The organism is Bacillus sp. TH25 (genome assembly GCF_016650935.1).
GTDB lineage: Bacteria > Bacillota > Bacilli > Bacillales > Bacillaceae_G > Bacillus_A > Bacillus_A mycoides.
Genome location: NZ_JAEKEU010000036.1, coordinates 428,601 through 452,256, shown reverse-complemented (window position 1 = coordinate 452,256; position 23,656 = coordinate 428,601). Strand labels below are relative to the sequence as shown.

Genomic DNA, 23,656 nt, shown 5'->3' with positions numbered 1-23,656 from the left:
GATTGTACGATGGAACTATGGTTCACTGAAAAACAAACAAAGCATTTTGGAATTACGGCGCGTATTAACCGCACATTACATACGGAGCAAACAGAATTCCAAAAACTTGATATGGTTGAAACGGAAGAGTTCGGAAACATGCTTATTTTAGACGGCATGGTTATGACGACAGAAAAGGACGAGTTCGTTTATCATGAAATGGTAGCGCACGTACCTTTATTTACACATCCAAACCCTGAGAACGTATTAGTTGTTGGTGGTGGCGATGGTGGTGTTATTCGTGAAGTGTTAAAACACCCAAGCGTGAAGAAAGCAACTCTTGTTGAAATCGATGGAAAAGTAATTGAGTACTCTAAGCAGTACTTACCATCAATTGCAGGTGCATTAGATGATGAGCGTGTAGAAGTAAAAGTAGGAGACGGTTTCCTACACATCGCAGAAAGCGAAAACGAATATGACGTAATTATGGTAGATTCTACTGAGCCAGTAGGTCCAGCAGTAAACCTATTTACAAAAGGCTTCTACGCTGGAATTTCAAAAGCGTTAAAAGAAGATGGTATTTTCGTTGCCCAAACGGACAACCCTTGGTTTACACCAGAACTAATTACAACTGTGTTTAAAGACGTAAAAGAGATTTTCCCAATTACTCGTCTATACACAGCAAACATTCCGACGTATCCAAGTGGACTTTGGACGTTCACAATCGGATCTAAAAAACATGATCCATTAGAAGTAAGTGAAGAGCGTTTCCACGAAATCGAAACGAAATACTACACAAAAGAATTACACAATGCAGCATTCGCATTACCGAAATTTGTTGGCGATTTAATTAAGTAAGAGCGTTAAATTGAAATAAATAAAGTGTAAGTAACTCATTTAAGGTGTTTGTCTAGAAGGCTTGAACATGCTAGTTACTTACACTGCTACAAATGAAGTAGTCTTCTTGTGATAACAAGAAGGCCCAGGTAAATCGAGAAAGAGGAGCAATGCGCTCCAAATTTGAGAAATAGTGAAAGGTTGGGATACCTTAAGTTCCACATAAGGAGGAAAAGAGTATGCGTTTTGATGAAGCTTATTCAGGTAAAGTATTTATTAAAAGTCATCCAAGTTTTGAAGAGTCAGAGGCAGTTATTTACGGGATGCCTATGGATTGGACAGTAAGTTTCCGTCCAGGATCTCGCTTTGGCCCTGCACGTATTCGTGAAGTATCAATCGGTCTTGAAGAATATAGTCCGTATTTAGATCGTGAACTAGAAGAGGTAAAATATTTTGATGCGGGTGATATCCCATTACCATTTGGGAATCCACAGCGCAGCATAGACATGATTGAAGAATATGTAACAAAACTATTAGATGCCGGTAAGTTTCCACTAGGTCTCGGCGGAGAGCACTTAGTGTCTTGGCCAATTTTTAAGGCAATGGCAAAAAAATATCCGGATTTAGCAATCATCCATATGGATGCTCATACTGACTTACGTGAGTCATATGAGGGAGAGCCTTTATCCCACTCTACACCAATTCGTAAAGTGTGCGATTTAATTGGTCCGGAAAACGTATATTCTTTCGGTATTCGTTCTGGAATGAAGGAAGAATTCGAATGGGCAAAAGAAGTAGGTATGAACTTATATAAATTTGACGTATTAGAACCGTTAAAGGAAGTATTACCGAAACTTGCAGGACGCCCAGTCTATGTCACAATTGACATCGACGTATTAGACCCAGCTCACGCTCCTGGAACAGGAACATTAGAAGCTGGAGGTATCACATCTAAAGAACTATTAGAGTCCATCGTAGCAATTGCAAATTCAAATATAAAAGTAGTCGGAGCAGACTTAGTAGAAGTAGCTCCAGTCTACGATCATAGTGATCAAACACCAATCGCAGCAAGCAAATTCGTGCGGGAAATGCTGCTCGGTTGGGTTAAATAAAAGCGTAGGCAGCTCGCTCAGAATCGCAGGTCATTGGAACGCTCGACCGAGAAGCGCTTTTGGCTTCGAACGAGAGTGTGAAATGGCCGGAGATTCTAGCTGTCGTAGCTGGATAGAAATAAAAGCGGAAGCGGCTCGTTTAGAATATGAGGGGGATGGAGCTTCAGACGTAGAGGCGTTTTTTGCCTCGAAGGAAGAAGAGAAGCCACCGATCATTCTAGCCGCTGTAGCTAGATAAAGTAAAAGTGAAGCCGACTCAAAAAGTGTTTTGAGCCGGTTTCTTTTATTAATAGGTAGGTTATTATTGTCTTATTTAGTAGTTAAGTCGATATCCTTTGTCGAAACGTCGATATATGCGGAGTTGTGTTCAATATAATTTCACTTACCGTCAGGCGACATAAAAAAGAGCTATTCTCAAACGATGAGAATAGCTCCCTTTCTTTACGCAACTTTCTCTTCCGAAGTAATTCCGCGAATTTCATCAGCAGAACGGATTGGATATTTGCGGAACACAATGGAACCGACGTATCCAACAATAGTGGTAACGATTCCACATAATACGGCAGCAATCGTTACTTTTATTACATCATTAAATCCGAACAGTACGAGAAGTCCTGGAATTGGTGATGCTGTCCCTGGTGCGTTATTAACGAGCTGGAATAGCGACGTAATAATACCGGCAAGCGCACCGCCAACAAAGTTTGTCATATAGATAGGAATTGGATTTGCTGAGACAACATCGGCCTGTGTTAACGGCTCGATTGCCACGGCGATTGTATCTTTCTTTGAACAGATTTTTAGTCGTTTAAAGAAAATGAAGTTCATTGGGGCAGAAGCTGCTACGGCAAGACTACCAATTGCCATTGGTAAACCAGTTAATCCAAGCATTGCAGTTAGTGCCATAGAACTTAATGGAGATGTAGAAATAACTGTTATTAATCCACCAAGCATAATACCCATAATGATAGGACTTTCTGTAGTCGCAACTGAAATCATAGAACCGATTTTACCGAGTGTTGCGTTAACGAGTGGATCCATAAGCATGGCCATTCCACGTGAAATTGGTGCGGCAATACATAGGATTGCTAAAAATTCTACACCAGCTGGTAATTTCTTTTCGAGAAATTTCACGACGAAAGCACAAACATATCCAGCGAAAAATCCTGGTAAAATACCGAATCCACTAGTAGCTATACCGATTAAAACAGCGTATACGGGTGAAACACCGATTGCTAATGCGACTAAAATTGCCGCTGCGACACCGCTCATACTACCAGAAGCTTCTCCTACTGATTGTAAAAAGTCATTATGAAACATTTCTCCACCAATATAACGGTGAAATGCTTCAATAAGAAAACTTGCGATTGCTGCATTAGCTAAAGCGCCCATTGCTTTCATTCCGTAAGGCGCACGGTAACTGAAAAGTGTAAATAGACAAAGTACAACAAGTAATAGTGCTAAACCTTGCAAGATAGCCATTTGAAAACTGTCTCCTTTGATTTTTGTAATAAAAATTTGTATCATTCAATAATAATATAAAAGTTTGTTAAACGGAAAAAAATTTTATTGGGAAATTGCTGTAAGGTGAAAAACTCTTACAATAATGTAAGGAAAGTGTAAGGCATTTCGATAGAGTATAGTATGCTTTTTTTCGTATAATACAGGTATAGACAGACAGTTAGTGAGAAAGAAGTGCAAACAGGAGGCGCATTTATGAAATTGGTAATTAAAGTTTTAGCTGTGTTCGCCATTATTTTAGGTGGAACAGCATATTATTTAAACACGAAAACAGAAGGTGTGCATGCTTTTGTAGACAACTTCTTTTCAAATAAAGAAATACAAGATTATTATGCTGTTATAGATAAAAGTGAGAAAAAAGACGATGAATATTTGTATACATTTAAAGGGTATACAGAAGATGGAAAGTTACAAGTTATTAAAAGAATGGTGAACCGTGAATTGCATACGGGTGCTTTTATAAAAATTTATGCAAAAGGTATGCAGGGAAAAGGATGGGCTGAAATCTCGAAAGAATCAATCCCGCAAAAAGCGTTGCAAAAAATAGAAAAACCATAAAAGGAGCGAATCGTTCGCTCCTTTTTTAGTGAGTTAAAATGGTAATAGCTGAACTTTCTTTATTAGAAATGATTTTTGCCCTTCCGCCAATTGGGAAAGTAAAAATAGGAGTTGTATGTCCGAAACTTGTATTTGCAATGATAGGTATATGTGTAAGTTCAGGCTTTGAAGCAATCATTTCTTGAATGTCTTCTATCGTACATTCTGCTCCTTTTTGCATTCGTCCTATAACAATGCCTTTTACATGTTCAAAGTCAGGTTGCTGCATAAGAGAATGTAAATATCGATCAAAAGTTTTTAGGGTAGATTTTCCTGTTAAACTATCCTCTTCAAGAAATAAAATTTTGCCCTGTAAGCTTGGCATATATGGTGTACCTTGCAGTAAATTAAATGTGCTCATATTGCCACCAATAATATCTCCCATCGCTTCCCCTTCTTGAATTGAAACATATCCTTCATTTTTAATAAATTCTCGATTTTCCTGATCAATATACCAAGAGTCATCGCTCCATGTTTCAGCCGGCAATATTTCAATAGGCTCATTAGAAGTTAAGCATTTTAAAAAGTAATCGGTCGTATAATCGAGGCCTTTCTCCATTCCAAATGAAGAGAAGTGAGGACCTGAATATGTAACTAAGCCTGTTTTAGCATAAATCGCGTTAGTTAAAGCGGTAATATCAGAATAACCGCAGAAAAACTTCGGATTTTCTCGAATTAAATCATAATCGAGATGTTTCAATAAACCGTTAGTGTTGTATCCTCCAAGTGTCGTCAAAATGGCTTTTACATTAGGATCTCTAAATGCTTCGTGGAGGTCTTGAACTCGTGAAGAAATAGAGGCTGAAGAAAAACGATCTATTTCTTCAGCATTTTTTGAGAATGTAACGTGAAAGCCCATATCGGTTAATCTTTTTGTGGCAATCTCTCGGTTCGTATTTGAGACAATACTTAAACTACAAGATGGTGAAATAACCCTTATTTCATCACCTTTTTTTAATTTTGTTGGTATCACCAAATTCACCCCTTTAAATGAAAGAATATTTAGATTTAAAAAATATTTTAACATATGAAATAAAGTGAAGGTGAATTATTTTTTGAAAAGGAGTTTTCCTGATTTTTCAGCAGACAGACAGAGTCTTTTTTTGATATGATAGGAAAAGTGATTTATTATAAGTAGTATTTAATATCTATAACATTTGAAGGGTGTGCAAGACGTGAAGAAACAACTTGCAGGCTTGCCGGTACACGTTCATTTCGTAACAGAAATCCGTGAAGGGGCGAGGAAGGAAACCGTTGCTTTTGAAGCAAATGGTCAATACTATGTAAAAGGTCAAGGTACATATATAACATTCCAAGAGCCGAACGAACAAGGCGAAGTGAAAACAATTATTAAAATTCAAGATGAACAAGTTCTCATTATGCGTTCAGGTGCTATTTCTATGCGTCAGACGCATGTGAAAGGTGAATGGACAACTGGTACGTATACGAGTGAACTTGGTACGTTTGCATTGCAAACGAAAACTGATAACGTTCTTTTTAAATGGTCGGATGAAAAGAAAAAAGGACAACTCTTCTTAACGTACGCATTGCTTCTAAGTGAACAAGAAGCTGGCAGATATACAATTACACTTAATTTGAAGGAGGCAAAATAATGAATTCTTTAGAACAAGTAAAAGGATTGATTAAAGAAGAAATTCAAGCTGCTGTATTAAAGGCAGAACTAGCGACAGAAGAACAAATTCCAAACGTTGTATTAGAATCTCCAAAAGATAAAACAAATGGTGACTTCTCTACAAATATGGCAATGCAACTTGCACGCGTTGCGAAAAAAGCACCTCGTATGATTGCAGAAGAATTAGTTGCAAACTTCGATAAAGCAAAAGCTTCTATTGAAAAAATTGAAATCGCTGGTCCTGGTTTCATTAACTTCTACATGGATAATAGCTACTTAACAGACTTAATCCCAACAATCGTAAGCGCCGGTGAAGCATACGGTGAAACGAATACTGGTAAAGGTGAAAAAGTACAAATTGAGTTCGTATCTGCGAATCCAACAGGCGATCTTCACTTAGGACATGCACGTGGTGCGGCAGTAGGTGACACTTTATGTAACGTATTAGCAAAAGCAGGATATGATGTATCTCGCGAGTACTACATTAATGATGCTGGTAACCAAATTCATAACTTAGCTCTTTCTGTTGAAGCTCGTTACATGCAAGCTTTAGGTTTAGAGAAAGAAATGCCAGAAGACGGTTACCATGGTGCGGACATCATTGGAATCGGTAAACGCTTAGCTGAAGAGTTTGGCGATCGTTATGCAAAAGCTGATGCAGAAGAAAGCTATGAATTCTATCGTTCATACGGTTTGAAATATGAGTTAGCAAAACTTCAAAAAGATTTAGCAAGCTTCCGTGTTAACTTCGATGTGTGGTTCTCAGAAACATCATTATACAAAAACGGAAAAATTGATCAGGCTCTTGCTGTATTAAAAGAGCGTGACGAAATCTTTGAAGAAGGCGGAGCAACTTGGTTCCGTTCAATGACTTACGGTGACGATAAAAACCGTGTATTAATTAAAAACGACGGCTCTTACACATACTTAACGCCAGATATCGCTTACCACCGCGATAAATTAGAGCGTGGTTTCGATAAGCTAATCAACATTTGGGGTGCTGACCATCATGGTTACATTCCTCGTATGAAAGCTGCTATTCAAGCGCTTGGTTACGATAAAGACACTCTTGAAGTAGAAATCATTCAAATGGTACAACTGTACCAAAATGGTGAAAAAATGAAGATGAGTAAGCGTACAGGTAAAGCAGTTACACTTCGTGAGCTTATGGAAGAAGTAGGCGTGGACGCAATGCGATACTTCTTCGCAATGCGTAGCGGTGATTCTCATTTAGACTTCGATATGGACTTAGCTGTATCAAAATCTAATGAAAACCCAGTATACTATGCACAATATGCACATGCTCGTGTATGCAGTATCCTTCGTCAAGGTGAAGAGTTAGGATTAGCTACAGGCGGAGACGTGAATTACAAACTTGTTACTTCTGAGAAAGAAGTAGAGTTACTGAAAAAACTTGGTGAATTCCCGGCTGTAGTTGCGGATGCAGCGCAAAAACGTTTGCCACACCGCATTACAAGCTATGCATTTGAATTAGCTGCAGCATTACACAGCTTCTACAATGCAGAAAAAGTATTAAACCAAGATAACTTAGAATTAAGTAAAGCTCGTTACGAATTAATGAAAGCAGTACGCACGACACTTCAAAATGCATTAGCAATCGTAGGAGTATCTGCACCAGAAAAAATGTAATAAAGAAAAGCGGAGCCGACTGTTTAGTCCCGAAGGCTAAGGTTCTTTCCTACAGAAGATGCATTTTATCTTCTCGTGGGGAAGGTTCTTAGACAGAAGGGGCTAGGAGGCAGAGCTGGACATAAAGAAAAGCGGAGCCGAGTGTTCGTTTTAAATAAAAAGCAATCACATGATGTTGTGATTGCTTTTTTATATGGAATAATAAAAAAATTATCCAACAAAAGGAGAGTTTGCATCGTCTTATATAAGTGACAGAGGGGTTACGATGGAAGAAAAGGTGGAGAGATCGAGTATTGGATTTGTTTCATAAAGAAGGGCCTTGTAAGAGGCCCTTTTTCTATTGAATTGTATAAGTAACAGAAAAGCTAACAGGACTGTAGTAAACGAAAGGTGCATGAAATTGAACATACATATTCCCATCTGTTTTTGCGGTAAAAATTCTCCCATAACCATCAGAATAACGTCCGATGAGATTATTATTTGTATCGTAAATGCTGTAACTAGGGGTTTTACTATTAGGATGAATTGTTAGCTCTTGTCCTTTTTTAAGGTAAATGGGTTCTTTTTCAGAGCTACTGCCAGTTTGAATAGAATAAAATTTTGTGAAGTTCTGTTCTTGAGTAGCTGCAGCAGCCTTTGTTTCAGGAATAAAAGCGGTAGCTCCTGTAACACCTGCTAAAGTCAACGCGCCTGCTAGAATAATTTTTTTCATAGTAGAAAAGCCTCCTTATTAGTTGTAATCATTTTCGTTACAGTTAACATTGTATACGATAATTGATAGGAGAAAATATGCGTTTATGCATATATATTTTTTCTCAATAAAAAACCACCGAAGAGATCGATGGTTTTACGTATTATTAAGCCGCTTTTTGTTCTATTTGATTAACAGGTTTTTGGAGTGTGTTATAAACACCAGTTCCGATAACTTCCAATGCCATTTTCATACGTTCAGGCGAAATGTTTTCTAATACATTATCTTGAGGCGTGTGATATACCTTTTCGATATGATAGATTAATGGATTCCAACTATCGACGCCCATCCAAATAAATAGTGCAGAAGGAATACCCACTTCAGCAAATGGTACGTGATCACTAGAGCCAAATTTTCCTTGGAGAACGAGATCATTATTTAATTGTTTACCTGCTTGTAAGGCAGCATCTGTTACAAGGTTTGTTGAGCCATCAGGAGTCATTGCATATAAATTTTTTGCTTTATTATAATTTGTTGCAACCATGTCTGCGTTAAAGACACCTAAAATTCGATCACGTTCCTTTTGGGACAGACTATTAACATAATAATCAGAGCCAAGTAAGCCAGTTTCCTCAGAACCAAAAGCAATAAAACGAATTTCTTTATCAGTTTCTACATTTTGAAAAGTACGAGCCAGTTCTAATACTAATCCTGTACCAGAAGCATTATCATTTGCCCCAGGTGCTCCAACGACACTATCGTAGTGTGAACTTACAACGACGGCCTTTTCATTACCTGTGCTATTTTTTGGTTTCTTTTTAGCGATGACATTTAAGGATGTTAAATTAGATTCATGTCTCGCTTTTAGGGAAAGAATTGTTGTCTCTTTTTTAGCGATTTCTTCTTTAAATGCATTTCCTTGAGCATAAGCAAGACCGAAGACAGGGATAGCCTGTTTTTTAGTTAAGCGAGGATTGAAAGTTTGTCCATAGTTTCCGCGTCCGCCAATTAAGCTGTATAAAAGAACACCTTTTGCCCCTTTACTAACAGCATTTTCAACCTGTTTATTATAATCTGCTATTGTTGCACCTCTTTCGAATAAAACAATTTTTCCGTTTACCTCATTTGGAATATCGTCTAATTTTGTACCACCTTGAACAAAGATAAGCGGAGCTGTAACAGCTTCTGTAGAAATTAGTGCATTTGGAGCAGCACCAGCTTGCCAATTACGCTTTGTCCCTAATGGTGATTCGATAAATCCAACGTATTGATCCGGCACTTGAAAGGGCTGATACTCTACTTCATATCCCATTGATTTAAGCTTCATACCAACATAGCGAGAAGCCCATTCTTCTGATTTTGTACCACCCGGACGGGGACCGATTGTTTCGGATAAGAAACGGATATGCTCGATGGCGCGGTTTGCATCAACTTGTTTTGTAATAGGTGGAGTCTGTGTAATTTCTGACGTGGAATCAGCTTTTGCTTGTCCGATTGGAGCTAAGCTAACGGCGAGTGATACAGCAAGTAAGGAGCTTACTATTTTTTGTTTCAGTGATTTTCTCATTTTTTCCTCTCCCATTCTTCTATTCTCTCTGACTGACAAAAGAAGACGGATAACGACTATATCCCGCATTAACGGGCAGTAGAACCCCCATCTCAAAATTCAGCTGTAAAGCAAAGAAGTTAGATGGGAGATCAACTGCCCGTAAAAGCCCGATTGGTTCAACTAATAATCAATGAGGGATGGACAAAACCCTCACTGATTAAAGTTTCACTTTATCTTACCTTTATATATCTGAATTTTCAATAAATATATGTTGAGAAATAAAAAACGCTATATGCACATTTGCATATTTTCAGCGGATATATGTATGCTATCATTTTAAATGAAGGTTCGCTTTCTGTTCTGAAGGCTCCTACATTGCATGAATCTAGTGTACCCAAACTTTAGATTATGTAGGGAAAAGGGATCCGTTATAGGGTTTCTTTTCTTTTGTTTTGTTTCAATCATGTGATGGTAACTATGTTTCCGCATTTCATAATTGTCATCAGTGATATATGTAAGGCATCCATATGAAAATACGAGGCTGTTCAAGAGTTTTCCGTACTTTTGGACAGCCTCACCCCGTTAAAAAGACGATACTTTGTGTATCGTCTTTTTTGCACAAAAAAAACAGCCAATCAATTAATAAATTGATTGGCTGTAAAATATATTATTTATACTGTTTTTTACGTTTTGTGGCTAAAATACTTAACAATCCAGCTAGTAGAAGAACGATACCTGCTGCTTGTGTATGATCTTCTTTATGACCTGTATTTGGAAGTTTTTTATCTGTATTTTGATCATCTTGCTGTTTGTTTGTCTGTGTTTCAGGATTTCCTTTTTCTAGTTCCTCGGAAGTTTCTTTTCCGTGAGTCTCAGGATTTCCCTTTTCTAGTTCTTCGGAAGTTTCTTTTCCGTGAGTCTCAGGATTTCCTTTTTCTAGTTCTTCGGAAGTTTCTTTTCCTGGTTTCTCCTCTTTATTTGGAGGAGTAATTGGTTTATCATCTCCACCTGGTGAAGATTCGATCTTCTTATTTGAAACTGTAATTTGTAGTGGTGTAGCTTGAGCTTTTTCAATTGTAAAGCTTATCGGTGAAGCATCTAATTGATAGCCTTCAGGAGCCTTTGTTTCCACTAATTGATAATTACCAGGTTTCAAATCATTTACGATTAATTTACCGTGTTGGTCTGTTTTTAGGCCTTCGTGGATTATTTTTCCATCGTGGTCTAAGATATTGAAAATGGCACCTTCAAGTGTTCCACGGTGATCAATATCAACTTTAGTTAACTCAATTGAGCCTGTTGTTAAACCATTTAAAGCTTTAACAGAGGTAACCCCAGATTGTCCCTTCGTAATTGTGAAAGGAATTGGCTTAGCACTTAAATCATAGCCAGTAGGAGCTTTCGTTTCAACGAATTGATAGTCTCCTGGACGTAAATCAGAAACACTAATTTTCCCATCTTTATTAGTAGTTAAATCAGAACGAACGTCGTGCTCGTTCATATCAACGATTTTAAAGATAGCACCTTCAAGAGTAGAGCCGTCGATGTTGTCGACTTTAGTTAATTCAACTGCACCTTTCGTTAAACTGTTTTTAGCAGTAACAGAAATAGGTTCAGCTTGTCCTTTTTCGATTGTGAATGGAATTGGTTCTTTATTTAAATCGTAGTGTTTCGGCGCTGTTGTCTCGATAAATTGATAATCACCAGGACGCAGGTCAGAAACGCTAATTTTACCTTGTTGATTCGTGATAAGATCTTTGCGAATCACATCGCCATTCATATTAACAATTTTAAATACTGCGCCTTCAAGAGTAGAGCCATCGATGTCATCCACTTTAGAAAGTTCCACGCTGCCTTTTGTTAAGCTATTTTTCATAGTAACAGTAGCGATACTTACTTGGCTTTTCTCAATTGTAAATACGATAGGTTTTTTATCTAAATCGTAATGTTTAGGAGCTGTTGTTTCAACAAATTGATACGTGCCAGGACGTAGGTTCTCAACAACGATTTTTCCTTCACCGTTTGTTTTTAAATCTGTTTTAAGTACTTTGCCATTTTGATCTAGTAAATTAAATACAGCATCGGCAAGTTTTGTTTGATCGTTTAAATCATCAACTTTAATTAATTCGATACTACCTTGTTTTAAACTATTTTTAGCAGTTAAAGAAATAGATTTTTTCTGTCCTTTTTCAATAGTGAAACCAATAGGCGTTTCATCTAAAACGTAATGCTTAGGAGCTTCTGTTTCGATGAATTGGTAATCACCAGGACGTAGGTCGTTAATTTCGATCTTCCCTTTACTATTTGTAACAAGGTCTTTATGAATTACAGTACCATTCATATCAACAATGTTAAATACTGCACCTTCAAGGGTAGTGTCATCGATGTTATCCACTTTAGAAAGTTCCACTGCACCTTTTGTTAGAGCATTTTTAGCTGTAACATGAAGAATTTCAGTTTGGCTTTTCTTAATTGTAAATACGATCGGTTTTTTATTTAAACCGTAATGTTCAGGAGCTATTGTTTCCACGAATTGATACGTACCAGGACGTAGATTTTCAACAACAATTTTTCCTTCATCATTTGTTTTTAAGCCTTCTTCAACTAGTTCTCCGTCTGCATCTAATAAATTAAATACAGCGTTAGCAAGTGTTGTATTTGTATCTATATCATCAATTTTTGTTAATTCAACGTTACCTTTTTTAAAAGTGTTTTTACTTGTAACGGTGATAGTTTCTGTTTGACTCTTTTTAATTGTAAATGGAATCGGTGTTCCGTCTAACACATAATGTTCAGGAGCTTGAGTTTCAATAAATTGATAGTCTCCAGGGCGTAAGTCAGAAACAGAAATTTCGCCGTTGTCGTCTGTAACAAGGTTTGTATGAACTTCCTTACCGTCCATGTCAACGATTGTAAAGATTGCGCCTTTCAGCATCGTACGATCGATGTCATCGATTTTTGTTAAAGTGACAGCACCTTTCGTTAAGCTGTTTTTAGCAGTAACGGTAATATTTTCTTTTTGACTTTTTCCGATAGTGAACGGAATAGGGTCTTTGCTTAAGTCATAGTCTTTTGGAGCTTTTACTTCAATAAATTGATAATCTCCCGGACGTAAATCAGAAGCGGTAACTATACCGTTCTCATCAGTCGTTAAGCCTTTGCGAATTACCTTTTTAGTGTCATGAGCATCAACAATTATAAATTCTGCACCTTCAAGAGTAGTGCTATCAACGTCATCAACTTTAGTTAAAGTAACGCCACCTGTAAGTAAACTATTTTTCACAGTGACAGGTACAGGTAAATCTGCCTCGTTACCTTTTTTAATCGTGAACTTAATAGGTGTTTGATCTAATTTATAATGTTCAGGAGCAGCTGTTTCAATAAATTGATAATCCCCGGGTGCTAAATCAGGAATAACTAGTACTCCATAATCATCTGTTTTTAAATCTTTTGCAATTTCTGTACCGTTTGCGTCTTGTAATTTGAATACCGCACCGGCAAGAGCTATTTTGCTGTCCACATCATCTTCTTTAAATAGTTTAACTTTCCCTTTCGTTAAACTATTTTTAAATGTAAGTGGAAGAAGTTCTTTTTGACTCTTTTCAATTGTAAATTCAATAGGCTCTATATTTACATCGTAGTAAATAGGAGCTTTTGTTTCGACAATTTTGTATTTGCCAGGACGTAAATCTTTTACTATTAATTTTCCCTCTTTATCAGTAGTAAGGTTTGTATGAACGTCTTCATCTTTGTCGTTAACGATTTTAAATACGGCATCTTCAAGTTTTTCTTTATCGTTTAAAGAATCTACTTTCGTTAATTCGATACCGCCTTTAGTTAAGCTGTTTGTAGCTGTAATAGATTTTGTAGCAGTTTGACTTTTCTCGATAGTGAAATCAATCGGTTTCTTGTTTAAATCATAGTGTTCAGGAGCTTTTGTTTCGATGAACTGATATTTACTAGGACGTAGTCCAGAAACAGCTATTTTACCTTCTTTGTTAGTAATAAGGTTCATATGAACATCTTTTCCGTTTTCGTCAACGATCTTGAAGACTGCTCCTTCAAGAGCATTTCCATCCACATCATCCACTTTTAATAGTTCAACATTACCCGGTACTAAACGATTTTCTGCTGTAACAGTGATGATTTCTTTTTGGCCCTTCTCAATTGTGAAGTTGATAGGTTCTGTGCTTAGTTCATAATGCTCAGGAGCCTGTGTTTCAACAAATTGATATTTGCCAGGACGTAAATCAGAAACCTTAATTTTCCCTTCAGCATCTGTAGTTAAGTCAGTACGAACATCTTTTCCGTGTTCGTCAATAACCTTGAAGACTGCACCTTCTAGAGATTCTTTCTTATCAACGTTATCAACTTTTACTAATTCAGCGTCACCTTTCGTTAAACTGTTCTTTGCAGTAACAGAAACGAAGGAGGTTTGACTTTTTTCAATAGTGAAATCAATCGGTTCTTTATTTAATTCATAGTACTTAGGAGCTTCTGTTTCGATAAATTTATATTTACCAGGCTCTAAGTTTTTAACGATTAACTTTCCATCTGATCCTGTTTTTAAGTTTTGTTGAATTGTATCGCCTTTTTCATTGACGATTTTAAATACCGCACCTTCAAGAGTTACATTTTCTTCAACGTCGTCAACTTTCGTTAAAGTGACGCCACCTTTAATTAGGTTATTTTCTGCTTTGACAGAGACCGCCTTTGTTTGTCCTTTTTCAATTTCAAACTTAATAGGTGTCGGGTCTGTAACGTAATGAAGAGGAGCTTGTGTCTCAACAAATTGATATTTGCCAGGACGTAAGTTTTTTACTTCAATATATCCATCTTTATTTGTTGTTAATTGTTCATAGCCAGGGATTACTTTGCCTTTTTCGTCTTGTAAGCTAAAAATGGCACCTTCAAGAAGTTTCTTATTCTCATCAAATTTCGTTAAGATGACTGAACCCTTCTTCAGACTATTTTTAGCAGTTACATTAATTACTGTTGTTTGATCTTCTGAGACAGTAAACCAGATTGGTTGGCTATTTAGATCATAATGAACTGGAGCTTCGATTTCTTTTAATTGATAAGTTCCAGGTTTCAATGGATCTACAGTAATTTGTCCATTTTCATTAGTTGCTAATTTTTCGTAGCCAGGAATTACTTTGTTATTTTTATCTAGTAAGGCGAAAACTGCACCTTTAAGTGTTTTGTTATTGTTCAGGTCATCAACCTTTGTAAGCACAGCTTTACCAACGAATTTCTTATTGCTAAGTTTGTATGTTGTCGTTTCTTGTGAACCAAGTTCAACAAGTCTGCCTTGCTTTAAATCCCAGCTAATTACATAGCCTGCTGGGGCCTTCGTTTCTTTTAATAAATATTTATCGCGTTTTAAGTTATTAAACTTAGCGATACCGTCTTTGTCTGTTGTTATTTTACGGATAACGGTTTTCCCTGTACGATCGTATAAAGTAAATTCTGCTCCGGCCAATGGTGCGTTCTTATTGTCGTTATCTACCTTTATAATTTCAAGGTTTCCGCGGCCTTTAGTAGCAGAGCCCCCACCGGAACCGGAAGACATTCGAACTTCAATCGTTTCAGTAGTTTCAGTATTTTTTACTGTTAAACTATTACCTGCGATTTTTGCTTTATTACTCACTTTTTCTTTATCGTCCGCATTAATAAATGAGCGGTATTCTAAAATATAAGCTCGATCAATTTTTTTCAAGAAGGCAATTTCGAAATGTTGCTTTCCGGTCTTATTGTCTGTTGTGATCGTTAACTTATAGTCTGTTCCTTTTTTTAATTCATTTGCTGTATCTTTTGTTAAATTCCCATATGGATCAACAGTAGTCGGGTATAAGTGGAATGAATCTTCCACAAGCACTTGATTATCTGTTGGATCGTCTGTTACAACCGCGTCTGCGATGGTTGATTGGCTTTCATTAATTGCGATACTCCAATTAATATAGTTGTCGTCTTGTACAGCTTTTTTTGTGACGAAGCTGCCACCTTTATTTACTTGAGCATCACCTTTAAGAGTGTTAACAATTTTAGAGCCATCTTTTAAATCGGCCTCGTTGTTGTAGGTAGCTTGGATAAGCTCACCATCAAGGCTTGTTTTAAAGATAATATAATAAGGTGAATTAATTGATTGTTTGAAATGAACCTTTAGGGTGTTGTTATTTTTATCTGTAGGTTCTTCAAGTTCATATTGCTCAGTTGGTACAGCATTACCAGGTCTTGCATTATCCGGGCTTCCATTTAAAATCATGTCACGTACTTCAATGGATCCTGGTACTAACTTTTGTTTATCTTTTATTACGTCTATAACATAAGGATCTTTAATCTCAACATTATTATAATTGAAGCCTATTATCCAAGTAATTTCCTTTGTTTGGGCGTTATAAGAACCGTATTTATACCCATTCGCCTTTGTGAAAGTATCAGGATCAAAATTCGCTGCATCTTTATTTGATTGTGGCTTAGAATCGGTATCTATCCAAGATAAGTTACCTGTATTTTTAAATGAAGTTTGGCCACTTTCTAATTTTGTATAATCAAAGTCTGTAGTATATTTTACGACTAATGTCTTTGTCATATTAGACTGATATGTACCTATAAGCGTAATATTGAAACCTTTATCCGTCACATCTAAAACATAGTCAGTCCCAGCTTGAAGAGTATAATCTCCGTCTTTAATTTCTAGTTGCTTATCTTTTAATTGCAATCCACCATGATCAAAGGTATCCGTAATGGTCGCGTTGTTTAATGGATAGTTGTTATTATTTACTATAATTGTCCAAGTTGTTGTTTTGTCTTTGTAGTTTGTTTCAGCTTTATTATTAGATTTAATAATGTTTTGCTGCTTGAAGCTAGCCTCATTTTCTTTACTTGAACCATTATCTGCGGTAACTGTATTTTTGACTTTTCCATCTGTTATGACGTTATCAGTTGGCTTTGTTTTATAGGTAATTACATAAGCACTATTAATATCCTCATTAAACTGTAGGTCGAATCCATTTTTCTTTTTACTTACAGTGTAATTAGTAACAGCGTCTCCTGTTACAAGCTTTCCTTTATCATCATATGAAGCATTTTTCACGACAATAGAATTTTCATCTAGTACATGTGCAGCGTCAAAAACATCTTTTAAAATTGCATCTGTTTTTTTGATATCTCTTTGATCACCATTGTAAGTAATTGTCCATTCAATCATTTGCGTCTTTGGATCATATTTACTCGTTTTGTTTAAATGTGTACCACGAGAAACTGTTACAGTAGAGCTTGCGTTTTGTTGCTTTTGATTATCACTCGTTATCGTAACGTTATTTTGGAAATTTTCAACATTTTCATCAGTAATTTTTGTGGTATATTCGATTTGGTATGCTTTATCGATGTTATCTTTAAAAGCAATCTCCAATTTTGAACCATCCGATGAAGTGATTTTGTAATCTGCTGGATCAGCTTCTGCACCACGTGTTGCGTTCCCATTAACATCAACTTCTAAATAATAAACTTTAATAGAATCTTTATTTAAGTTTGTACCTTGTGGGATAGTATCTTTAAAAACAGCGTTTATAAGCTTATCTTTCGTTTTATTCATTTCTACTGTCCAATTAATTTCATTTGTATTAATTGGCCTATCAGGTAACCCTTTTTTATTCGTAGCTGTTTGGACATTAGGCTTAAAGTCAACTGTAATAGAAACATCTTTATCTTTAATTGGGAAAGGAATTTCTTGTGTTGTTGTACCTTTAATTTCAGCTTTATTAAATTCTGTCTTTAATTGTAGGTTACCAACAAGATCTGGATGTTCTTCAACATAATCGTTGAATGTCATTGTGACCTTTCCTTCTTTTGTAACGATAAATTCCCCAATCACATTATTTTTATCATCATATAAGGGGCTTTTAATTGTATTGTAAATCTTAAAATGTTTCGGAAGATCAAAAATATAGTAATCTCCACTTTTTACATTCATTGATTTTAACAGCTCCCATTCAAACTCAATGTTGGCAGGGGAATCTGTGCTCGGACGATTATCATCGTTATTAAATGGTTTCCCATCCTTGTCCGTCAATTTTACACTTGTTAAAATTTTCTCCGTTATTTGTTTTGGAGATGGATCCGGATTCTCAGTAGGGTTGTTAACTGACTCTTGTTCCGGATTCTCAGCAGGCTTGTTAGCTGTATTTTGTTCCGAATTCTCAGCAGTTTTGTTAGTTGGGTCTTGTTCTGGATTCTTAGCCGGTTTGTTAGCTGCGTTTTGTTCTGGATTTCCAGCAGGTTTGCTAGCTGTGTTTTGTTCTGGATTCTCAGCAGGTTTGTTAGCTGCATTTTGTTCCGGATTCTCAGTAGCAGGCTTAGCTGGATCTTGTTCTTGCTTCCCGGTAGCAGGTTTAGCTACATCTTTTTCAGCTTCTTTAACCGGTTGTTCTTTATCTTTAGTATCTTCCAATTGAACAGGAACGGATATAGAATGAATCATCGTACCTAAAGGAAAAGCAATTTGAACTGATTTTGTATCGGATTTTAAAGTTGGATTAAATACAGTTTCAAGTTTAATTTTACCTTTAGCATCTTTTGAAGTTTCTACTTGATCATTAAATATTAGTTTCAGTTTGTTATCTTTAGCTGTCACAAAATATTGACCAATATGTTTTTGATCAACCACCAAATCTCCTTGCGTATCTTTAGATACTTTTAATGCAAGTGGTATTTGAAGCACTGCTGTATCGTTTGCATGTAAAACTTGAGAATCTTTTATTGACCAAGCATATTCTAACTGAATGGTTGATCCTATCTTTATTAAGTTTTTAGGATTTAATGCTTCGTCAATAATATGGCCAGTTGCATCTTTCATTTCAACAGTGTCAAATAAAGAAGTTTCCTTTAACGTTTCAGCTTTTGCTTGATTGTATGGGAAACTAATAAACTGTGAAAATAGTACAAATAAAATTAAACATATATTAAAAAGTTTTTTCATTTTTCCTCCCTTGAACATTCATTTGTCCATTGGGGACTTATTCCATATGAACAAATGGAATATAAAAAAGTTATTTGTTATAAGCTATTTATTTTTACTATCCCTCCGTTTCTATACACGTTCTCTGATAAAAACAAATTATGTTCAAAGTAATATTATGTATAACGTAAAACAAAATGCATATTCAAACAGTTATATGGAATGAAATATGCATAATTCGACAAAAAATGTCGAAAAAACACTGATAAAAGGAACGATATCAGCCCTTTATATGTGAGATGATTTTCATGTAAAGTTGGTAAAAAAGAATGGTTATAAAGGTAAGTTTTACGATACATGCTAACCAAAGTAATGTATCCCATTGTGAAGGCCAGTTTTTCGCCTTAAAGTTATGTGGAAATAAAAATCTAGATAGGGTTGATTTTGGTCAGGATGAAGACAATATGTACTTTGAACATAGTTATCTGTTTTGTCAAAAGAGAGTTGTACGCTTAGTGGACCGAAGTTTAGGTATTATTGTTCCTTACATATTAGACAAATATAAGGTGTTTAGAATATTTGACTAAATCATTTCTCCGGTCATTTTTGAAGTTATTTTACATAATAAAAAAGAAGGTATTTCAAACTATAGTGATATTATCTTTTGTTAAAGATAATTATGAATAACCTCCGCTAAAGATTATATACTTAAATGATAAAGAGTTCAATAACATTTCATATATTTTCCAAAAGTGAAAAAAACGACCGTTTTAGTAGAAGAAATCTACAAATCGATCGTTTTTTATTTTAGATTTCTGTTAAAATAATCGGTTCACCGCGTGTTACGACAACTGTATGTTCACATTGTGCAACAAGGCTTTTGTCTGGTGTAACGAATGTCCAACCATCATCACCGCGCTCAATAATATGATCAGCTTTCATAGAGATGAATGGTTCTACAGCGATAACAAGGCCGTCTTTTAGAAGTGCATTATCCATTGGATCATAGTAGCTTAAGATGTGATTTGGGGCTTCGTGTAAGCTAAGACCAATGCCGTGACCAGTTAAGTTTTGGATTACATTATATCCATTTTTATGTGCAAAGTTAGAAACAGCACGACCAATTTGATTTTGTTTTGAGCCAGCTTTTACTTTTTTCATTGCTTCCCAAAATGAGTCTACTGCTGCTTGGCAAAGTTTTTCTTTTTCTTCATCGACGCCAAGAACAAATGAGATACCTGTATCTGCATAATATCCGTCAAGTGCGGCCGATACGTCTACGTTTACTAAATCGCCTTCTTTTAATACGCGATCGCTTGGAATGCCGTGAGCAACTTCTTCGTTTACACTAATGCAAGTTACACCTGGGAATTTATATTCTTTTTCAGGCGCTGAAATAGCACCGTGCTCATCTAATACTTTTTTACCAATTAAATCAAGCTCTTTCGTTGTCATACCTGGCTTCGCTTGCTTTTTCATTTCTTCGCGTGCAAGTGCAACGATGCGGCCGATTTTTCGTAAACCTTCTAAATCTTGTTCATTACGAATAATCATGAAAACCACTGTCCTTCCTCGAATATATGTCTTATCCGATTGTATCATGTTTGTTTTTGTACTGCTACTCGCGTGCGGTATGCGGGTTGATTCCTCTCATAAAGAATACATGACAATTGTCATATTGATGTCATGACGCATCATACTGTTTCCTAACTTTTCCAGAGCATACAATGTAAATATAAGAAACGGCGGGGGTGGAGAGATGGAAAAGATTATTGAAGTAAATGGTGTTTCTAAAACATTTAAACATAAAAAAGCAGTAAATAACGTTTCATTTCATGTAAATAAAGGGCAAATAGTAGCATTACTCGGTCCAAATGGTGCGGGGAAAACAACGACAATTTCAATGATGCTCGGATTAAAAGATCCGACAGAGGGGAATGTCTCTATATTTGGAAAGAGTCCGAAGCATAGAGATGTTCGTAATAGCCTTGGTGCGATGCTACAAGAAGTAAGTGTGATTGATAGTATCACGGTAGAAGAGGCAATTGAGTTATTCCGTAGTTATTATACGAATCCAGTAGCGAAAGAAACATTACTTCAGCTATCAAATTTAGAATCAGAGCGAAAGCAAAGATGTGAGAAATTATCGGGTGGCCAAAAGAGAAGGTTAAATTTTGCACTGGCACTTGCAGGAAATCCAGAGTTGTTATTTTTAGATGAACCAACTGTAGGGATGGATATTACGTCTCGAAAAACGTTTTGGGAAACGATTAGAAAATTAGCAAGTGAAGGGAAAACGATTATTTTAACAACACATTATTTAGAAGAAGCGGATGCGCTAGCGGATCGAATTTTATTATTTGCGAACGGAAAGATTATCGCAGATGGCACACCAGATGAGATGAAAGCGACGATTTCTAGAAAAACAATCTCGTTTTATTCGAAAGAGAAAATTCCTAAGAGTTTACTAAAGGAATTACCGCATGTAACAGAAGTACAGTCAAATGAAGGGCGCTTCACTTTAACGACGGAAGATACAGATGCCACTTTACAAGCAATTTATCAGAGGAATCTACCTGTAACAGACGTTTCAGTTGAACGTGGAAGCCTCGATGAAGCATTTGAACAGTTTGTTGCAAATCAGAAGGAGGGAATCGCATGAGAGCATTATGGATGCAATGTAAAATAGAGGTTTTACGTACGTTCCGCAATAAATTATTCATCTTTTTCTCATTATTAATGCCAGTTATGTTTTATTACATCTTTACAAATGTTGTTCAAGTCCCGCAAAACGGAGATGCATGGAAAGCACATTATTTAATTTCAATGGCGACTTTCAGTATTGTAGGGACTGCCCTTTTTAGTTTTGGTGTGAGACTTTCTCAGGAAAAAGGGCAAGGATGGACACATTTGTTAAAAATTACACCGCTTCCAGAGGGGGCATATTTAGCAGCTAAAATTATTGCTCAAACAGTAGTGAATGCTTTTTCAATCTTAGTTATTTTTATGGCAGGAATATTAATTAATAATGTTGAGTTAACGATAGGCCAATGGATTGGTGCAGGATTATGGCTATTACTAGGCGTGACACCATTTTTAGCCCTTGGAACAGTAATAGGTTCAATTAAGAAGGCGGATGCAGCAGCTGGTTTAGCCAATATTTTAAATATGTGTTTAGCAATTCTTGGCGGCTTATGGATGCCAATTGAAATATTTCCAAAAATATTAAGATCTATCGGTGAATGGACACCAACATATCACTTCGGAAGCGGGGCATGGGATATTGTAGCTGGAAAGTCGATTGGTTGGGAAAATATCGCGGTACTAGGAGGTTATTTCCTTATATTTGTTGTAGTATCAATATATATAAGAAAAAGACAGGAAGCGGTATAAATGATAGAGAAGAAGAGATTTGAGTTTTTTCCGAAACATATGGGTTTCTTCCCGTATATGTGGTTCGTTTATCTGTTATTTCCAATTTATAATTTAACACAAGTATCGGGATGGAAGCTTGTAATAGGTATTGGTATGTTGATGGTTTTCATCGTCACGTACCGTCAACTTTATTTCGTTCAAAAGACGTTCATTTTATGGGCGTGTATTCAAATGATGCTCACTTTCTCATTTGCTTTATTTTATAATCCCTTCATGATATTGTTCGGATATTTCACGGCGAGTGCGATGGGATTTGCGCCAAGTAAGAAGGCATTTCGTGTGTTGTTATGTTTATTAGTTGTAATGCTTGGAGCTTTTATATTTATAAATATTAATCAACTAACAATCCCGAGTTTAGTGAATATCGTTCCGATGTTTATTTTAATGCTTCTTACGCCATTTGGAATGCGTAATTTTAATCAGAAAAAGATGTTAAAGAACCAATTAAACGAAGCAAACGAGCAAATTAAAGATTTAGTAAAACGGGAAGAACGGCAGCGAATTGCACGGGATCTTCATGACACGTTAGGTCATACGTTATCTCTTATTACGTTAAAAAGCCAGCTTGTTGAGAAGTTAATCGTAAAAAATCCAGAGCGTGCAAGTATAGAAGCAAAGGAAATTACACAAACATCTCGTACCGCTTTAAAACAGCTGAGGGAATTAATTTCTGATATGCGCATGATTACAGTAGAAGAAGAGCTTGAGCAAATAAAAGCAATCTTACAAGCAGCTAATATTGAATTGGAAATAAAGCAGGAAGCAAGTTCAAGTTCGTTATCACCAATTGAACAAAATATTGTCGGGATGTGTTTACGTGAGGCTGTTACGAACGTTGTAAAGCATAGTAAGGCATCGCGGTGTACAGTTTCTGTATTGGAATCACAGGGTGAATTAATTTTAACAGTAGAAGACGATGGTATCGGTTTAGAGGATCAAAATCATGATGGAAACGGTATCCGCGGTATGAAAGAGCGAATTGCTCTTATTGATGGATTTGTTGAACTAAATACGATACATCCAGGGACGCTATTAACAGTAAAAGTACCAGTTGTCATTAGAACAGGAAAAGATGAGGTGAGGGCATGATTCGAATTATTATTGCGGAAGATCAACGAATGCTTCGTGGTGCATTAGGAGCCCTGCTTGATCTAGAAGATGATATCGAAGTAATTGGGCAAGCAGCGAACGGGGAAGAGGCGCTAAAATTAATCGAATCGCTAAAACCCGATATAAGTATTATGGATATTGAAATGCCAATTCAAAGTGGTTTAGATGTTGCTGAAACGTTAAAGAAAGAAAAATCATCTTGTAAAGTAATGATTTTAACAACATTTGCACGACCGGGCTATTTTGAAAGGGCAATGAAAGCTGGTGTTCACGGATATTTATTAAAAGATAGCCCAAGTGAGGATTTAGCTTCGGCGATTCGTAACGTAATGAAAGGGAAACGAGAGATTTCTCAAGAGTTAATGTTTGGCTTATGGCAAGAGCAGAATCCGTTATCGGATCGTGAAAAAGAAGTGCTGTTACTTGCGAAAGAAGGAAAGACAGCAAATGAAATTGCGAAGGCACTTTATCTTTCACCTGGTACAGTGCGTAATTATATTTCTGAAGTATTAACGAAGCTCGATGCGAAAAATAGAATTGAGGCAATTACAATTGCGGAAGAAAAGGGATGGATATGAAAAAGAAG

General features: G+C 36.3%; 16 protein-coding genes. 10 read left to right on the top strand and 6 right to left on the bottom strand.

The annotated features are described in order from the left end of the window. Nucleotides 1-9: 9 nt before the first annotated feature. The 3 genes from speE to JFT89_RS17955 all read left to right on the top strand — a co-directional run bounded on the left by speE (nt 10) and on the right by JFT89_RS17955 (nt 2,166). Nucleotides 10-837 (top strand): polyamine aminopropyltransferase, encoded by an 828-nt coding sequence (gene speE, locus JFT89_RS17965; RefSeq protein ID WP_000424693.1) that lies wholly within the window; start codon nt 10-12, stop codon nt 835-837. Between the two features lie 218 nt (nt 838-1,055). After that, the gene (gene speB / locus JFT89_RS17960) at nt 1,056-1,928 is read left to right on the top strand and encodes an agmatinase (protein WP_002016350.1); all 873 of its coding nucleotides are present in this window, start codon (nt 1,056-1,058) and stop codon (nt 1,926-1,928) included. Nucleotides 1,929-2,010: 82 nt separating this feature from the next. Then, nucleotides 2,011-2,166, top strand: a complete 156-nt coding sequence (locus JFT89_RS17955) for a hypothetical protein (RefSeq protein WP_002068534.1) — start codon at nt 2,011-2,013, stop codon at nt 2,164-2,166. Between the two features lie 203 nt (nt 2,167-2,369). Here the strand turns inward: JFT89_RS17955 and JFT89_RS17950 are convergent, their stop codons facing one another. Further along, a complete protein-coding gene (locus JFT89_RS17950; protein WP_002068536.1) occupies nt 2,370-3,407 on the bottom strand; it encodes a PTS sugar transporter subunit IIC in 1,038 nt (345 codons plus the stop codon). Between the two features lie 234 nt (nt 3,408-3,641). On the opposite strand from JFT89_RS17950, the gene JFT89_RS17945 reads away from it, so the two are divergent. Next, on the top strand, nt 3,642-4,004 hold the full coding sequence (locus tag JFT89_RS17945; RefSeq protein ID WP_002130097.1) for a YxeA family protein: 363 nt from the start codon (nt 3,642-3,644) through the stop codon (nt 4,002-4,004). A 25-nt stretch (nt 4,005-4,029) separates the two neighbouring features. Here JFT89_RS17945 and JFT89_RS17940 read toward each other — a convergent pair whose 3' ends face one another. Beyond that, nucleotides 4,030-5,070 carry a S66 family peptidase gene (locus JFT89_RS17940; RefSeq protein WP_195743304.1) on the bottom strand — a complete coding sequence of 347 codons (1,041 nt, stop codon included), beginning with the start codon at nt 5,068-5,070 and terminating at the stop codon, nt 4,030-4,032. 148 nt (nt 5,071-5,218) lie between these two features. On the opposite strand from JFT89_RS17940, the gene JFT89_RS17935 reads away from it, so the two are divergent. Continuing rightward, on the top strand, nt 5,219-5,656 hold the full coding sequence (locus JFT89_RS17935; protein ID WP_002089794.1) for a YwiB family protein: 438 nt from the start codon (nt 5,219-5,221) through the stop codon (nt 5,654-5,656). Further along, on the top strand, nt 5,656-7,326 hold the full coding sequence (gene argS, locus JFT89_RS17930; RefSeq protein WP_002068538.1) for an arginine--tRNA ligase: 1,671 nt from the start codon (nt 5,656-5,658) through the stop codon (nt 7,324-7,326). Before JFT89_RS17935 ends, argS begins: the two co-directional genes overlap by 1 nt. A gap of 337 nt (nt 7,327-7,663) precedes the next feature. Here argS and JFT89_RS17925 read toward each other — a convergent pair whose 3' ends face one another. From JFT89_RS17925 to map, 4 genes are all read right to left on the bottom strand, one after another. Continuing rightward, a complete protein-coding gene (locus tag JFT89_RS17925; RefSeq protein ID WP_002016341.1) occupies nt 7,664-8,038 on the bottom strand; it encodes a hypothetical protein in 375 nt (124 codons plus the stop codon). Between the two features lie 145 nt (nt 8,039-8,183). Further along, the gene (locus JFT89_RS17920) at nt 8,184-9,584 is read right to left on the bottom strand and encodes a M28 family metallopeptidase (RefSeq protein WP_016096473.1); all 1,401 of its coding nucleotides are present in this window, start codon (nt 9,582-9,584) and stop codon (nt 8,184-8,186) included. 649 nt (nt 9,585-10,233) lie between these two features. Further along, nucleotides 10,234-18,546 carry a SpaA isopeptide-forming pilin-related protein gene (locus tag JFT89_RS17915; RefSeq protein ID WP_201040425.1) on the bottom strand — a complete coding sequence of 2,771 codons (8,313 nt, stop codon included), beginning with the start codon at nt 18,544-18,546 and terminating at the stop codon, nt 10,234-10,236. Between the two features lie 786 nt (nt 18,547-19,332). Beyond that, entirely contained in the window at nt 19,333-20,127 is a 795-nt protein-coding gene (map, locus tag JFT89_RS17910; RefSeq protein WP_201040424.1) for a type I methionyl aminopeptidase, read from the bottom strand. A gap of 157 nt (nt 20,128-20,284) precedes the next feature. On the opposite strand from map, the gene JFT89_RS17905 reads away from it, so the two are divergent. From JFT89_RS17905 to JFT89_RS17890, 4 genes are read left to right on the top strand one after another with little or no spacing between them, the layout of a single operon-like run. Further along, the gene (locus tag JFT89_RS17905; RefSeq protein WP_061673819.1) at nt 20,285-21,187 is read left to right on the top strand and encodes an ABC transporter ATP-binding protein; all 903 of its coding nucleotides are present in this window, start codon (nt 20,285-20,287) and stop codon (nt 21,185-21,187) included. Next, a complete protein-coding gene (locus tag JFT89_RS17900; RefSeq protein ID WP_002144692.1) occupies nt 21,184-21,918 on the top strand; it encodes an ABC transporter permease in 735 nt (244 codons plus the stop codon). The genes JFT89_RS17905 and JFT89_RS17900 overlap by 4 nt, the downstream gene beginning before the upstream one ends. Then, a complete protein-coding gene (locus tag JFT89_RS17895) occupies nt 21,919-23,049 on the top strand; it encodes a sensor histidine kinase (protein WP_002068550.1) in 1,131 nt (376 codons plus the stop codon). Next, nucleotides 23,046-23,648 (top strand): response regulator transcription factor, encoded by a 603-nt coding sequence (locus tag JFT89_RS17890; protein WP_002123732.1) that lies wholly within the window; start codon nt 23,046-23,048, stop codon nt 23,646-23,648. Before JFT89_RS17895 ends, JFT89_RS17890 begins: the two co-directional genes overlap by 4 nt. The last annotated feature ends 8 nt before the right edge of the window (nt 23,649-23,656 follow it).

Coding starts and splice junctions, on each gene's coding strand:
- speE (WP_000424693.1), top strand. CDS start 10: ATGGAACTATGGTTCACTGAAAAACAAACAAAGCATTTTGGAATTACG.
- speB (WP_002016350.1), top strand. CDS start 1,056: ATGCGTTTTGATGAAGCTTATTCAGGTAAAGTATTTATTAAAAGTCAT.
- JFT89_RS17955 (WP_002068534.1), top strand. CDS start 2,011: ATGGCCGGAGATTCTAGCTGTCGTAGCTGGATAGAAATAAAAGCGGAA.
- JFT89_RS17950 (WP_002068536.1), bottom strand. CDS start 3,407: ATGGCTATCTTGCAAGGTTTAGCACTATTACTTGTTGTACTTTGTCTA.
- JFT89_RS17945 (WP_002130097.1), top strand. CDS start 3,642: ATGAAATTGGTAATTAAAGTTTTAGCTGTGTTCGCCATTATTTTAGGT.
- JFT89_RS17940 (WP_195743304.1), bottom strand. CDS start 5,070: ATGTTAAAATATTTTTTAAATCTAAATATTCTTTCATTTAAAGGGGTG.
- argS (WP_002068538.1), top strand. CDS start 5,656: ATGAATTCTTTAGAACAAGTAAAAGGATTGATTAAAGAAGAAATTCAA.
- JFT89_RS17925 (WP_002016341.1), bottom strand. CDS start 8,038: ATGAAAAAAATTATTCTAGCAGGCGCGTTGACTTTAGCAGGTGTTACA.
- JFT89_RS17920 (WP_016096473.1), bottom strand. CDS start 9,584: ATGAGAAAATCACTGAAACAAAAAATAGTAAGCTCCTTACTTGCTGTA.
- JFT89_RS17915 (WP_201040425.1), bottom strand. CDS start 18,546: ATGAAAAAACTTTTTAATATATGTTTAATTTTATTTGTACTATTTTCA.
- map (WP_201040424.1), bottom strand. CDS start 20,127: ATGATACAATCGGATAAGACATATATTCGAGGAAGGACAGTGGTTTTC.
- JFT89_RS17905 (WP_061673819.1), top strand. CDS start 20,285: ATGGAAAAGATTATTGAAGTAAATGGTGTTTCTAAAACATTTAAACAT.
- JFT89_RS17900 (WP_002144692.1), top strand. CDS start 21,184: ATGAGAGCATTATGGATGCAATGTAAAATAGAGGTTTTACGTACGTTC.
- JFT89_RS17895 (WP_002068550.1), top strand. CDS start 21,919: ATGATAGAGAAGAAGAGATTTGAGTTTTTTCCGAAACATATGGGTTTC.
- JFT89_RS17890 (WP_002123732.1), top strand. CDS start 23,046: ATGATTCGAATTATTATTGCGGAAGATCAACGAATGCTTCGTGGTGCA.